This is a genomic window from Bifidobacterium breve DSM 20213 = JCM 1192, assembly GCF_001025175.1.
Lineage (GTDB): Bacteria > Actinomycetota > Actinomycetes > Actinomycetales > Bifidobacteriaceae > Bifidobacterium > Bifidobacterium breve.
The window spans coordinates 206646-221262 of the sequence record NZ_AP012324.1; the positions used below are offsets into that span (position 1 = coordinate 206646).

12 protein-coding genes and 1 other RNA gene are annotated in these 14617 nt (G+C 61.7%); 9 read left to right on the forward strand and 4 right to left on the reverse strand.

All coding sequences use genetic code 11. The features are described from left to right. Positions 1–6: 6 nt before the first annotated feature. On the reverse strand, positions 7–2373 hold the full coding sequence (locus tag BBBR_RS00775; protein WP_032738119.1) for a transglycosylase domain-containing protein: 2367 nt from the start codon (positions 2371–2373) through the stop codon (positions 7–9). 217 nt (positions 2374–2590) lie between these two features. Between BBBR_RS00775 and ffs the strand changes: the two genes are divergently transcribed. The 5 genes from ffs (at position 2591) to BBBR_RS00795 (ending at position 9176) form a co-directional block, all read left to right on the forward strand. After that, positions 2591–2685: signal recognition particle sRNA small type (gene ffs / locus BBBR_RS09925), an RNA gene on the forward strand. Between the two features lie 122 nt (positions 2686–2807). Then, entirely contained in the window at positions 2808–3935 is a 1128-nt protein-coding gene (locus tag BBBR_RS00780) for a phosphatase PAP2 family protein (RefSeq protein ID WP_003828043.1), read from the forward strand. Between the two features lie 103 nt (positions 3936–4038). Further along, positions 4039–7089: a type I DNA topoisomerase gene (gene topA / locus BBBR_RS00785; protein WP_003828044.1), complete on the forward strand. Its 3051-nt coding sequence runs from the start codon at positions 4039–4041 to the stop codon at positions 7087–7089. 318 nt (positions 7090–7407) lie between these two features. Next, positions 7408–8028, forward strand: coding sequence for a dTMP kinase (tmk, locus tag BBBR_RS00790; protein ID WP_003828045.1), 621 nt, complete (start codon positions 7408–7410; stop codon positions 8026–8028). After that, positions 8025–9176 (forward strand): DNA polymerase III subunit delta', encoded by a 1152-nt coding sequence (locus BBBR_RS00795; protein ID WP_003828046.1) that lies wholly within the window; start codon positions 8025–8027, stop codon positions 9174–9176. Before tmk ends, BBBR_RS00795 begins: the two co-directional genes overlap by 4 nt. Before the next feature lie 151 nt (positions 9177–9327). On the opposite strand, the gene BBBR_RS00800 is transcribed toward BBBR_RS00795, so the two are convergent. From BBBR_RS00800 to BBBR_RS10815, 3 genes are all read right to left on the reverse strand, one after another. Further along, positions 9328–9957 (reverse strand): LacI family DNA-binding transcriptional regulator, encoded by a 630-nt coding sequence (locus BBBR_RS00800; RefSeq protein ID WP_032738122.1) that lies wholly within the window; start codon positions 9955–9957, stop codon positions 9328–9330. A 123-nt stretch (positions 9958–10080) separates the two neighbouring features. After that, positions 10081–10341, reverse strand: coding sequence for an HPr family phosphocarrier protein (locus BBBR_RS00805; protein ID WP_012576627.1), 261 nt, complete (start codon positions 10339–10341; stop codon positions 10081–10083). A 35-nt stretch (positions 10342–10376) separates the two neighbouring features. Further along, entirely contained in the window at positions 10377–10547 is a 171-nt protein-coding gene (locus BBBR_RS10815) for a hypothetical protein (protein ID WP_003828049.1), read from the reverse strand. Positions 10548–10598: 51 nt separating this feature from the next. On the opposite strand from BBBR_RS10815, the gene ptsP reads away from it, so the two are divergent. The 4 genes from ptsP (at position 10599) to BBBR_RS00825 (ending at position 14613) form a co-directional block, all read left to right on the forward strand. Next, on the forward strand, positions 10599–12248 hold the full coding sequence (ptsP, locus tag BBBR_RS00810; RefSeq protein ID WP_003828050.1) for a phosphoenolpyruvate--protein phosphotransferase: 1650 nt from the start codon (positions 10599–10601) through the stop codon (positions 12246–12248). A gap of 157 nt (positions 12249–12405) precedes the next feature. Then, positions 12406–13236 carry a hypothetical protein gene (locus tag BBBR_RS11005; protein WP_003828052.1) on the forward strand — a complete coding sequence of 277 codons (831 nt, stop codon included), beginning with the start codon at positions 12406–12408 and terminating at the stop codon, positions 13234–13236. After that, positions 13202–13909 carry a hypothetical protein gene (locus BBBR_RS00820; RefSeq protein WP_226799782.1) on the forward strand — a complete coding sequence of 236 codons (708 nt, stop codon included), beginning with the start codon at positions 13202–13204 and terminating at the stop codon, positions 13907–13909. The genes BBBR_RS11005 and BBBR_RS00820 overlap by 35 nt, the downstream gene beginning before the upstream one ends. A gap of 149 nt (positions 13910–14058) precedes the next feature. Then, positions 14059–14613, forward strand: coding sequence for a YbhB/YbcL family Raf kinase inhibitor-like protein (locus tag BBBR_RS00825; RefSeq protein ID WP_032738212.1), 555 nt, complete (start codon positions 14059–14061; stop codon positions 14611–14613). Positions 14614–14617: the final 4 nt, after the last annotated feature.

Here is a 14617-nt window from a genome sequence, read left to right on the forward strand (position 1 = left end):
CGGCTCCTACTGCTGCTGGGATTGCGGCTGCTGCGGGTCGGGCTTGGGCTGCGGGTCGGGCTTGGGCTGCTGCTCGACGTCGGTGTCGCCGTCCCCGCCACTGCTGGTACCCGGATAATTCGGGCATTCGGTGGAATAGCTCGGGTTGGCAAGGCACTGCTGGGCGAATTCCTGCTTCTGCTGGGCCTCGGCATCAGCCTGCTTCTTGGCTTCTTCCTCGGCCTTCCGCTTGGCTTCTTCCTCGGCCTGCTTCTTGGCCTCTTCGTCATCGGTGGTGGAAGAAGAGGAGCTCTGGCCGCCGCCCAAGCCCCACGTGCCGTCGGAGCCACCAATCTTGCCGCTGTCCTTAGGCGTGGTGAACTGCTCAACGGCGGTGCCCTGCAGCGCCTGAGTCATGTATTCCTCGAATAGGTGCGCCGGGTAGCCGGTGGAGGTGACGCCGTAGCCGCCGAATGCCGGCACAACCTGCGGGTTGCCGTCCGCATCCGGATTCCAAATGGCCCATACGTTCAACAGGCTGGGCGTGTAACCCACGAACGATGCCGCCAGCTCATCGTTGGCGGTACCGGACTTGCCGGCCACTTGGCGGCCGCCCAGCGCGCTGGACACGCCAGCGGCGGTGCCGTAGGTGGTGGTGCCCTGCATGGCCTTCTGCACCAGCGCGCAATCGTTGGCGTCAAACACCTGCTTGTTCTCGTTGGGTGCGTTATAGAGGTCCTTATTATCGGAGCTCAGCACCTTGTTCACCATGTGCAGGGTGTTCTTCACGCCATTGTTGGCGATGGTCGAATGCCCCTGCGCCAGATCCCACACGGTCAGCGCGTTGATGCCCAGCACGTTATACATGGAGCTGGTGTCGATCTCTCCCTCGATGCCCGCTTCATGCGCGATTTTCGCCGTGCGCTGCGGCGTAAGGTGTTCGTTGACGTTCATGAACACCGTGTTCACCGAGTTGGCGGTGGCCTGGTACAGGTTGATGTTGCCCCAGTTGATGTTCAGGGCGTTGTTGACCTCGGCGGTGATGCCGGAGAAATGCTGGTGCGAGTTGCCGTTGAACATCGTATCGAAGTTCACGCCGGACTGCGCGGCGCCCAGCAGCGCGAACGGCTTCATCGTGGAACCCGGCTCGAACATGGCCTGATCGGCGTTGTTGAGCTGCTGTGTGAGGTAATCCGAGCCGGCGTAGACCGAGACCACGGCGCCGGTCTTCTGTTCCACAGCGATGCCGCCCACCTGAATGCTCTCCGGCATGCCGTCCGCGCGCGTGTCTCCCACGGACTGCATCGCATCCTGCTTGACCTTGTCAATGGTGGTAACGATCTTATATCCGCCGGTGTCAAGATCTTCCTTGGTGAACGTCTTGGAAGCCACCAGCTCACGCCGCACCATATCCAGCAGGTATCCGTTGGGGCCGGCGTATTCGTTCTGCTGCGTCACGTCGGCGGTCTGCGGGAATTCGGCGGCCTTGTGATCCTTGGCGGTGATGTAGCCGTCTTCCTGCATGATGTTCAGCACGCGCTTGAATCGGGCCTTGGCCATATCGGGGTTGTCGGCCGGATCCCACGTAGAGGGGGAGGGGATGATGCCGGCGATCATCGCGGCTTCAGACAGCGTCAGATCCTTGGCGTCCTTGTTGAAATACGACTTGGCGGCGGCCTGGATGCCGTAGGAATTGCGGCCTAGGTAAATCGTATTCATGTAGTTGCACAGCACTTCATCCTTGGATTCGGTCTGCGCGATTTTGATGGCCATGATGGCCTCGCGGGCCTTGCCCACGTAGGAGGTGGTTTCGCCCATGTAGTAGCGTTCGGCATACTGCTGGGTGATGGTCGAGCCGCCCTGACGGGTGCCCTTGGTCACGTTGTTGATGAACGCGCGGGCGATGCCCTTGAGATCCAGGCCTTTATCCGTATAGAACGTGCGGTTCTCGGAGGCCACGATGGCGTTGCCTACATAGTCCGGCAGCCCCTCGCAAGAGATGATCTCGCGGTTCTGCTCGGCGTATGAGCCAATCGGCGTGGTGCCGTCGGCGTAATAGACGGTGGTCTTCTCCGCCAAGGCGAACTTCTCGGGCTGGGGCACCTCGGTGGTGGCATACAGGTATGCGAACACGCCGATACCGATTGCCAAGCCGAGTCCGATAAGGCCAAAGAATATGCCCAATACCCACTTGAGCACACGGTGGCCGCCATTCCTTTTATGGCTGGATGCGCGATGGGTGTTGGCCGGCTTGCGGCTCGTGTTATTCTTGCCGCGAGGGCCGCGGGGAGAGCTTGTTTTCGTGGTGCCTGCAGTCTTGCTCTGCGTGGCGCGAGGCTTACGGAGCGCGGGGCCGCGGTCTGACGAATGTGCACGACGTTTATATGAAGCCATGATTCCACCGTAACTGCTGGCCTTGAACAAACGTTTGACGTGAACGCTCTCAGGGCGAACACCAAGCGCGATTTTCCCGGAACTCTTACAATTGGGCACTATTCTGCGACTTGCATGGATATTGGCTGAAAGCCGTGGGCGCAGCGCCGGCCGGCACGCGGCAATGCCTAATAAAAAGGGCTTCCCGTCGCTCGTCCACCCATTTTCTTAAGCTTGACACAGCCTCCGCGTGGCGGTATGTCACCCAACTCCCCCAGGGCAGGAATGCAGCAAGGGTAAGTGGCCTCTGCCGGGTACGTGGAGGTTTTTCTTTTGTGCGGATTTGGCCCTGAGCGCGCGGCGATGCGGCGCACTGTCCGGGGCGCGGCCGTACAGTCGTGAATATGAATGACGCACAGAATCCTGTAATTCGTGATCCGCATGCGCCGGCCAGTATGGTGGGAGGCGCCTCTGATGCGCGCTCCGCCGCCGATAATGCAAGTGACCCGTTCGCCGCGTTGGGATCGGGCTCCGCTGCGGCAGGCGCGTCTTCAAACGTCATCGATCCGCTGGCCGGGCTTGGCTCGCCGGCTCGCGGACCGTCGCTTGGGCTTGATGATCTCGATCCGCTTGATTCCGGCGAGGTCGACCGTGGACTGGCCAAGCTCGACCCGTTGGCTGTGCGCCCGCGTATCTCCAGTCGCGTGCTGTGCGCCGTGTTCGGCCTGCTGCTGATCGCGGCGGGATTCGGCATCTGGTGGGTGTGCGTGTTCACCGAAGACGGCCAGTCGTATGACGAACTGGTCTGGAAGAACCTCGTGACCGGCGTGCCCGGCGCGGTCGGCGGCCTGATGTCGCTGGTCGCCCAATCATGGTTGGTCATCGCCATCAGCTGCCTGTTTGCGGTGATTGGTGTGGTTTCGGCGTTGGTGCATCGCCGTTGGTGGCTCGTCGGGCAGATCGTCGTGTTCGCCGTGGTGTGCCTGGCCGTCACTCGAATCAAGGGTGTGCTGCCGCGTCCGTTCATCATCAATACTGATTCTCCCGCAGCCAATTCCGCGCCTTCCGGGCACACGATGCTGGCCGCCGCCTGTGCGGTGATTCTGCTGCTCGCCGTGCCTCGTGTGGCGCGCGCGCTGGCGGGCATCATCGGCGTGATTTGGTCTTGGGCCGTCGGCGTATCCGTGATATACGGCCAATGGCACCGCCCCTCGGACGTGGCGATGTCAATACTGCTGGTGGCCGGTCTGGCGCTGATCGTACTGGTCTTCACCCGGACGTCCGGCATGGACGAGCCGGGCAGCCGCGTCTCTTCCGTGAGCGTGCAGATTGTTAGCAGCGTGCTGATCACCGGCGGCCTCCTACTGCTGGCATACAGCGCATACGTGATCTGGCAGGTGGTTCCGGGCCTGAATATCAGCGCGAGCTGGGCGGTGTCGGGTTCGATCGTCAGCGCCATCGTGGGCGTTGCCGGTGTTGCCGCGCTCACCTTCGGCCTGCTGCTGGCTTTGCGGCACATCACTGCCGCACCGCTGAGTCGATTGGGCCTCATCGGCGCGCCTCCAGCGCCTCCACAACGGTGATTTATGGCGCGTTGTGGCCGTAAATTTGGCAGTTGACCATGAGTCGTGAGTATTATGACGCCAGAAACACCGCGCGTTTCACACAATGAATAAGGAGTAGGGCATGGCTACCAAGCTCGTGATTGTGGAGTCCCCGACCAAGGCCCACAAAATCGGTGACTATCTGGGCAAGGGATACACCGTCATGGCATCGGTCGGCCATATTCGCGACCTTGCGCAACCCAGCCAGGTGCCCGCGGCCGATAAACCCAAGTTCGGCAAGTTCGGCGTGGACGTCAACGATGGGTTCAAGCCCTACTACATCGTGGATGGCGATAAGAAGCGCACGGTAAGCGAGCTGAAATCCGCCCTGAAGGGCGCCGACGAGCTCTATCTGGCGACTGATGAGGATCGCGAGGGCGAGGCCATCGCATGGCATCTGGTGCAGACGCTCAAGCCCAAGGTGCCGGTCAGGCGCATGGTGTTCCACGAGATCACCAAGGACGCCATCAACGCCTCGCTAAGCAAAACGCGCGATGTCGACAGCCATATGGTCGACGCTCAGGAGACCCGCCGTATTCTCGACCGACTCTACGGCTACGAGCTGTCCCCAGTGCTGTGGCGCAAGGTGGGGCCGGGCCTGTCCGCCGGCCGCGTGCAGTCCGTGGCCACCCGACTGATTGTGGAGCGCGAGCGCGAGCGTATGGCGTTCAAGCGTGCGCCTTACTGGGATGTCGTCGCCACGCTGGCCGCGCCTGACGCTTTGGGCGAGCGCACCGAGTTCGCGGCCCGCATGATCTCGTTGGGCGGCAAGCGACTCGCCGGATCCAAGGACTTCGGCTCGGATGGCCAGCTGACTCCCGATGGTTTTGCGGGCAGCGTTCGCCAGCTTGATGAGGCTTCAGCCACCGCCGTGGCCGAAGCGCTGAAGAATGCCGACTTCACCGTGATGTCGATGGAGACCAAGCCGTACCGCCGCCGCCCGCAGCCGCCGTTCACCACCTCCACCCTGCAGCAGACCGCGGGAAATCGCCTCGGGATGGGGTCTCGCGCAGTGATGCGTGCAGCACAGAGCTTGTACGAGAACGGCTACATCACATACATGCGAACCGATTCGGTGACGCTTTCGCAGGAGGCCATCACCGCCGCCCGCAACGCCGTCTCCTACCATTTCGGCGACAAGTTCCTCTCCGCCGAGCCCAAGCAGTACGCCACCAAAACCGCTGGCGCGCAGGAAGCCCACGAGTGTATTCGCCCGGCGGGATCCCGATTCCATGACCCCGATGAGCTGGCCTCCAAGCTGCCCATTGACCAACTGCGCCTGTACACGCTGATCTGGCAGCGCACGCTGGCATGCCAGATGGCCGACGCCACCGGATCGACCGCCACCGTGCGCCTGTCTGCGCCGGCTGGTCCCGCCGATGGTGAGGCTGTATTCCAGGCATCCGGCACAGTCATCGAATTTCCTGGCTTTATGAAGGCCACCGGCGAGGGCCGCAAGCCCAAACCCGCCGCAGCCGACGCGGCGGCCGCCGATAAGTCGGGTGCCAAGGCGACCAAGTCCGATGCCTCCGAATCCAATGCTTCCCTACCGCCGATGGAGGTGGGCCAGCGGGTCGAGGCTTCCGACATCGAGCCGGATGGCCACGAAACCCAGCCTCCGGCTCGATACACCGAAGCCACGCTGGTCAAGACGTTGGAAGCCAAGGAGATCGGCCGCCCGTCCACCTATGCCAGCATCATCTCCACGATTATGGATCGCGGCTATGTGTATGAGCGTGGCCGTGCGCTGATCCCCAGCTGGCTGGCATTCTCCGTGACCAAGCTGCTGGAAACGAACTTCCCCAAGCTGGTCGATTACACGTTCACCGCTGAGATGGAAAACGGCCTCGATCGCATTGCTCACGGCGAGGAGACTGGCCGGGATTGGCTGACCCACTTCTACTTCGGCTCCGGCGAGGGCGCGGCCCGCAATGCCGACGAAGCGCATGAAGGCCTGCAGCAGCAGGTGGCCCAGCTTGGCGAGATCGACGCCCGAGCCATCAACACCATTGACATCGGCGACGGCCTGCATGTGCGCGTTGGCCGGTACGGCCCGTATCTGGAAGATATGGAGCATCTGGATGCCGAAGGCAACCCGAAGCGTGCCTCCCTGCCGGACACCATCGCGCCGGACGAGCTGACCGTCGAAGTGGCTCATGATCTGACCGACAACCATTCCGGTGGCCCGCGCGAGCTGGGCAAGGACCCGGTTTCCGGCGGCACCGTGGAAGTGCGCAATGGTCGGTTCGGGCCGTATGTGGCGTTGGTGCCGCCTGAGGGTGCCGCCGATTCCGCCGCCGCTGCGCCGGCCGGCAAGAAGAGCTCCAAGAAGGCCGCGGCCGCTGCGTCGCGTCCGAGGATGGCCTCGCTGTTCAAGACCATGAGCCCCGAATCGCTCTCGTTGGAAGATGCGTTGAAGCTGCTGAGCCTGCCGCGCGAGGTGGGCAAGTATGAAGAAACCAACGCCGAGACCGGTGAGGTTTCCGAATGCACGGTGGCCGCCAACAACGGTCGCTATGGTCCGTATCTGACCAAGACGAGCGCCGACGGCAGGTCGGATACCCGTTCGTTGGGCTCCGAAGATGAGATCTTCACCGTGGACATTGACAAGGCCAAGGAGCTGTTCGCCCAGCCCAAGTACGGGCGTGGCCGCGGACGTGGCGCCGCCAAGCCGCCGCTGCGTGATTTGGGCAACGACCCGAACACCGGCAAGCATGTGACCATCAAGGATGGCCGCTTTGGCGCTTACATCACCGATGGCGAGACCAATCGCACGGTGCCGCGCCAATACACGCCGGAGTCGATTGCGCCGGAGGATGCGTTCCGTCTGCTTGCCGAAAAGCGCGCGGCTGGACCCTCCACCCGTGGCCGCCGCGGCCGTGAGCGTGCCGGTGCCGCGAAGTCGGGAGCCAGGGGAGCCAAGAAGGGCGCTGCTTCGGCTGCGACCAATGCCGCCGAGGCCAAGCGCGCCGGACGCCGTGCCGAGGTGAAGAAGCTGGCGAACAAGGGCTGGTCCAACCAGCGCATTGCCGAAAAGCTCAGCTCCACCGCCGCCACCGTGAAGAAGGATGTCGACTGGCTGACCGCCAACGAGGGCTACGAGCGCCCCGCCGTAATTCCCAAGCGTGGCTGAGCGGAATTATTGCTCTACTTGCGTTTCAAGGGGCTGATTTCTCGTTTTGAGAATATCTACTTCCGCTTCAAGGGGCTGGTCATCTGCTGAACCACGAGTATGAACGGCTCCGCGCCAACGTCATTCCGCCGTTTTGGAACGTTGTCTACTTGGACAACAGCCCCTTGAAACGGAAGTAGACCTCCGGGAAAGGCCTAATCAGCCCCTTGAAACAGGAATAGACGTTCTTTAAAGCAAAAATCAGCCACTCCGAACGGAGAAGGGCCCGTGAATCGGGGCAGTAGCCGCAACTCTGCGCCTAACGCTAAGGTCGATAGCATGAGCGGTCTGTTTGTTTCATTTGAAGGCGTCGATGGCGTGGGCAAGACCACGCAGGTCGAGCGGCTGCGTGCGTATCTTGAGGCTCAAGGGCGCACGGTAGTCGTCACCCGCGAGCCGGGAGGCACTGCGTTAGGCAAGGCCGTTCGCCAGTTGCTGTTGCACGGCGTGAACGAGGGGGCCGCCGACATCGCGCCACGCGCCGAGGCGCTGCTGTTCGCCGCAGACCGCGCGCAGCACGTCGCCGAAACCATTCGTCCGGCGCTGGAACGCGGCGAAGTGGTCATTACCGACCGCTATCTCGATTCGTCCCTGGCCTATCAGGCCGGTGGCCGCGAGCTCACGTCAGAGGAGATTCGATCCTTAAGCATGTGGGCCACCAACAACTTGCTGCCGGACCGCACGTATCTGCTGGACATGGATCCGACACTCTCCCACAACCGTCTTGAACATGCCGAAGACCGTATGGAATCGGCCGGCGATGACTTCCAGTCCCGCACCCGCCAGGCGTTCCTTGATTTGGCCGCGGTCGAACCGAATCGTTTCCGCGTCATCGATGCCAGCCAGTCCATCGAGCAGGTGTGGGCCGCCATCGAAGCGGATATCAAGGAGCTGGCATGAGCGTATGGGATTCGTTGGTAGGCCAGCAGCCGGTAATCGACATGCTCAGCCGCATCGCGCAGGGAGACCCGAGCCAGATCGCCCAGTCGTGGCTGATTTGCGGCCCTCCCGGCTCCGGGCGTTCCAACATGGCCCGTGCGTTCGCGGCGGCGCTGGAAAGCCCCGACCATGGCATGAGCGATGAGCCCACGCGCATCACACAGCAGGTACTCGCCGGCACTCACCCGGATGTCACAGTGCTGGCCACCAACAAAGTGACCATCGGCATCGACCAGGTGCGCGAGATCATCACCACCTCCGAGCAAATGCCGGCCACAGCACCATGGCGCATCATCGTCATTGAGGATGTGGACCGCATGCTGGAGCGCACCACCAACGTGCTGCTGAAGGAGATCGAAGAGCCGGCCGAACACTGCATCTGGCTGCTATGCGCGCCGAGCGCCCAGGACGTGCTGCCCACCATCCGCTCGCGCACGCGCATTGTGAATCTCGCCGTGCCCTCCGCCTCGGCAGTGGCCGGATTCCTGACTGCCACCACGGGCGTCGAGCCGAAAGTCGCCCAGCGGGCGGCCCGTCTGGCCGAGGGACACATCGGCATCGCCAAGTTGTACGCCACTGACGAGCAGGTGATGACGGATCGCGACGAATTGGTGGTGGGCGTACTGAACCTCGCTCGCGCCTCGGACGCGGTGCTGCTGGCCGGCAACCTCATCGACAATGCCAAGGCCCAGGCCGAGGTGGACGCAAGTCGCACCGCGGCCGATCAAGAGGCGGAATTTCGCCGTATCAACGGTCTTGAGCCGGGGGAGCGGATTCCGCCGAAACTGCGCGGCGCGTTCAATCAGATCACCAAGAAGGACGATTTGAAGCGGCTGACCACACGACGCACGCGCGATGTGCTGGACCGCGCGCTCAACTCCATCGCCTCCATTTACCGTGATGTGGCGGTCCTGCAGAACAATGCGGAGGATTCGGTCGGGCTTATCAACCTGGAGAATCGGTCGGCCATCACCGAGCTGTCCGTGCGGCTGAACCGCGCCGGCGCGGTGGCCCGACTGGACGAAGTGGCTTACGCCCGCAAGCGACTTGCCGGTAATGGCAATCCGCTGCTGGTGTTTGAATCGCTCTTTTGCGCGTTGATTCCGTGAGATTGCGCCCTTGGCGCTAGCGCAGGTGAGGTGCCGACGCAGTATGAGATGGCGCTTGCGATGCGCCCTGATGTTTGTGCGCTTGGCGGTGTAATGCAGCGCAGTGTGGTTCCGGCGCAATGCAAGGCGGCCGTAATGAGGGCCGCCCAATTTATTCGGCGTCTTGCGATCCCGGAGCGATAAGCCGCGAAGGCAGATTGACATGCACCGGTGTATTGGATTGATCGGCGAGCAGCCGCAGTATCTCGTCGGCGATCTGCTGCAGCGCTGGCTGAATCGGAGCGGGGTCGGACGTGAACGCGGTGTGCTGCAACCCTCCGATTTGCACGGCGGGAATCTCCTGCGCATATTGCGCCAGCACGTCGCCCAGATCAATGCCAGGCAGTGGTACGACAATCAGCCCATCCACATGGCGCGCGGCCATCAACACGATGCGTTCCTTCTGCACTTCCGGCGTCCGCCCGACACTCAGCGCCAGCTGCCGGCCGCTCTGGTTGACCAACGGCTCAAGTGTGTCGATAAGCCGTGCGCTGAACGGATCCTGAACGCTCGGCACAATCAGGCCGATGGTTCTCGTCACGGTGGAACGCAGCGCGCTGGCCGCAAAATTCACCGAATAGTTAAGGCTGTGGGCCGCGGCTCGCACGCGGCGGGCGATGTCGTCGTCCTTGGTGCGTTTGCCGGAAAGCACACGGGACACCGTGGCCGTGGAGACGTTGGCGATGGCGGCAACATTGACGATTGAGGCGGATGATGATTCCGCTGGCTCGTTCGCGGTCATGTGTGCCTCCTCTCCCAGAAAGCATGCCGGCTCGGTGAAATTACCGGCAATCACTATAAAACAAAAGACGGCCGCCCGGACAGGCGGGGCGGCCGTTTGGCAAGTGAGAGAAGTTTCGCCCGTTTACTCGGCGGCGAGCAGGGTCTCGGTCAGGGAGTCGGCAACGGTCTCGGCGTTGTCTCCCTCAACGGTGATCTGCACGGTGTCACCCTGCTGAACGCCCAGTCCCATGATGGACAGAATCGAGCCGGCGGGGACGGCTGCGCCGCCTTCCTTGGCGATGGTGACGTTGCAGCCGGAGGCCGCCACGGCCTGAGCAAACTGTGCTGCAGGACGAGCGTGAATGCCGACGGGATCAGTGATGGTGATGTTGCGGGTAACCATAAAGGACACTCCTTTGCGTCTGTCTGAAATGGAAGTCATGCGGCCAATTGCGGCAGCTGCTTGATATCGAGTATACCGAGACGTAGAATAAAATCCAGAAAACGATTACCGTTGGCGTGTTGCAGATAATAAACCACCATAATAAGGGAACTAACAAAGAAGAACTTGCCGGCAATGGCTGCGGCTGCATACTCCGAAGTAGGCATCGAGGCCACTGCTCCAAAGAACTACTACCCTACGAACAAAGGAGAACCATTATGGAAATCAAGGGTGTTGGCATTGGCCGTGGCGTGGCGGTCGGCTCGGTTATTCGTATGGCGGCCCCGCTGCCGGAGCCTTCCGACGCGCCCCGTGCCGATACCGTGCCGGCGCAGGGAGAGATCGACCGCGTCACTAAGTCGCTGGCCGTGGTGAATGCCGACCTGAGCCGTCGTGCCGAAGAAGCGGCTAACGGCGACGAAGGCGCCAAGAAGGCCGCCCCGATTCTGCAGGCCATCTCCATGTTCGCGTCCGACCCCTCGCTGGCGGCCAGCATCACCTCGCTGATCAACGGCGGCAAAACCGCAGAGCGCGCCGTGCTGGAAGGCTTCGCCGCAGTTGAGGATATGTTCCGCGCCATCGGCGGATACCAGGCCGAGCGCGCCGCCGATTTGCACGATGTGGGCCAGCGCGTGATCGCCGACCTGATGGGTGTGCCTGCTCCCGGCATTCCGGAAAGCGAGACCCCGTTCGTGTTGGTGGCTGAGGATCTTTCCCCCGCGGACACCGCCGCAATCGACCTGAACAAGGTGCTGGCCATCGTCACTTCGCAGGGTGGCCCCACCTCGCACACCGCCATTCTGGCCCGCGCTCGCGGCATCGTGGCCGTGGTCTCCGCCGCCGAAGCCGAGAACCTGACCAATGGTGAGCAGGTCATCGTCAATGCCGCCAAGGGCGTGGTGGTTGCCAACCCGACCGCTGCTGAGATCGAGGATGCCGAGGCCGCCAAGGCTCACGCCGCCAAGGCCAAGGAGCTGCGCGGCAAGCCGGGCGCCACCAAGGACGGCCACCACATTCCGCTGCTCGCCAACGTGGGTAAGCCCGCCGACGCCGATCCGGCCCTGGAGTATGGCGCCGAAGGCGTGGGCCTGTTCCGTTCCGAGTTCCTGTTTATCGGCAACTCCGAGCCGCCGAGTGTGGAAGAGCAGACCAAGGCCTACGCCGAGCTGCTGAGCCGCTTCCCCGGCAAGAAGGTCGTGATCCGTATGCTGGACGCCGGCGCAGATAAACCGCTGCCGTTCCTCACCCCGGAAGACGAGCCGAACCCCGCCCTCGGCCTGCGTGGTCTGCGCACGCTGAAGGCTCACATGAACGTGCTCGAAGGTCAGCTCAAGGCGCTCGCCGCCGCCGATGCCCAGACCGAGGCCGACCTGTGGGTCATGGCCCCGATGGTCGCTGACGAGCATGAGGCCGATTACTTCGTCAAGCTCGGCAAGTCCTTTGGTCTGAAGAAGGTCGGTGTGATGGCCGAGGTGCCGTCCATCGCGCTTATGGCAGACAAGGTGGCCGAGGTGGCCGACTTCGTTTCGATCGGCACCAACGATCTGACCCAGTACACGCTGGCCGCCGACCGTACGCTCGGCTCGGTCGCCAACTACCAGACCGCATGGCACCCGGCGGTGCTGCGCGCCATCAAGCTCATCGCCGACGCCGGCAACGCGCACGGCATGCCGGTGGGCGTGTGCGGTGAGGCTGCCGCCGATCCGGATTTGGCCGTGGTGCTTGCAGGCATCGGCGTCAACTCGCTGTCCATGACCCCGGTGGCTCTGGACGATGTGCGCGCCGAGCTCGCCAACTGGACGTTGGAGGAAGCGCAGGAGAAGGCCGCCAAGGCCCTCAACGGCGACTTCTACACTCCGGCCGAGTGACCGTGGCCGAGCAATCGGCTAAATAATCGGGAAAATGCCTTGTTTTCTATCTCTTTGAGGATAGGGAGCAAGGCATTTTCGGTATTCCGACTTGCAAAAACCATGCGGGGGCCCTTAGAGATTATTTGCGTTTTCACGCATTCTCGAAGGGAAACATATGAAGAAGATGAGCAAAGTTGCCGCCGTCCTCGTGGCTGCGGGCATGCTGTTTACTGGCGTAGGAACCGCCTACGCTGCTGACGCTACCACAACTGGCACGGCGACACCGCAAACCGCTGAAACCGCACCGACCAATGGCTCTGACGGCACCAAGGCCGCTACGAACGCTGCTCCGCAGTCGGATGCCGATGCAAAAGCTAACGCAAAGACCGAGGCAAAGCCGGAAGCCGCGCCGAAGGCTGATGCAAAGGCCAACGCCGCTGCTCCGCAAGGTAATGGGCCGGCTATCACCAAGATTGAAAAGCCAGAAGGTGTTCTGAAGGTTGGTGCATATTATGCTTCGGGTACCGCCAAGCCGGTATTCAAAGTGACTCTTTCCGGTCTGACCGTGGGTAAGGGCTACGGCATCCTCACTAACCTGAATGATGCTTCCGCGACGAAACCCGCTGTTGGTGATGCGGGGGCCGTATTTGTTATATACGGTGATGGATTTGCCGCCACTACGGCGACCCAGACCGTGAGTATGGAGTATAGAGGTACTTCTGCGGACATCGAGGATGTGTGGTTTGCCTTGGTGGAAGGCGACGCCCCAAATAGCGATTATGTACGCGGGAAGGTCGTCAGCATTTCCGATGTTCAGGTTGATCCCGTGAATGTGAGCCGTAGCATCACCTTCTCCGACCAGAAGGTCGAAAATGTCGGCACGCATTCCGCCGGCCTCAAGGCGCACTACACCATCGACGAGAAGCTGCTGCCTGACGTGGCCAATGTGCTACAGCACGGCCCTGTTGCGCGTGTTCTCCGTGCAGGGCAAGGCAACGAACAGTGATTGGCAGGTCTACCTGGGGTCTCCTTTGTGGGATTGCACCACTGGACGCGTGGATGATGATGATCCCAGCGGCGCAAGTACATATGCCAAAATACGTAACCTTGCTAACGGTTATGCCAAGGACCAGCAGATTGTCGGTCAACGGTTCGATCGTGGTTATGATGTGGAGGCCGCTGATCTCAAGACATCTGGCGACATCACCAACGTCTTGGTCGGATTGCAGCCTGATACGAAGTACGGTAACTGGAATTATGACTCCAACGGCTGGTGGACTCCGCTGAAGTTGCTGGTTAATCTGGCTCGTAAGGACAATCCGGGGCCTGATCCGTTGTCGGCTCTGTACTCCGGTCTGCATGTGACATTCAAGGATGGGTCCACCTACGATACCGATTTGCTGGGTTGGACTCCGGTGACTGTCGGGAAGCCTGGCGACGACAATGGCAACAACGGTAACTCCGGAAACAACGGTAACTCCGGCAATAATAACGGTGGCGCCGCTTCCTCCGGCAATTCCAACAACTCCAACAAGACGAATACCGCGAACAAGGGCAACAAGAAGAACGTTAAGACGCCGTCCAACACGGGTAGCGCTGTTCTGGTGGTTGCGTTTACCGGTGCTGCTTTGTTGATTGCTGGTGTGAGCATGGTGGTGTATCGTCGCCGTCAGGCGTGACACCGGCCTATGCAGGATAGATAATTGAGGGCTTCCTTTCCGTCGAGGGGAGGCCCTCAGTCGTGTTTGGCTATCACCATGTATTGTGATGGCGTTTTGAGTTGCCGCAGACTGAAATCTGCAACATGGCTCGCGATACACTGGTGGGTATGAAGATTTCCGCCGATTTCACCGTCATTCCGGACGATTTCGCCAAGGCCGCGGCCCCTGAATATTGCAATGGTGGCGTGCCTGTGGTCTCCTTCCCGTTCTACATCGATGATGTGAACCCCGAAGCCTGTTACCTGCACTGGGAGTTCGTGGATCCGGATTCGATTCCGGTCTGCGGTTTCGAGTGGATTCACTGGTCTGTGGCCAATCTGCCCATCGATGCGCTGATGTACGACTTCAACGACTCGCATGCGCTGGCCATTCCGCCGGACTTCTCCCGTCAGCTGCCGGCCATGATTCCGGAGACCGTGCAGGGGCGCAACTCCTCGGCCTCCAAGTTCCTGGGTCGTAGCACTGACCCGTCGGTGATTATGCGGTACAACGGACCGCAGCCGCCGGACAAGGATCATGAGTATTATCTGCAGGTGTGGGCCACCAAGAAGCCGCTTCCCGGATTGAATCAGGGATTCTGGCTCAACGAACTGCTGCACGCGCTGCGTGCCAGCGGCGAGACTCCCGACACCGACGGCATCTTCCTGACCGGCAAGGCGTGAGCCG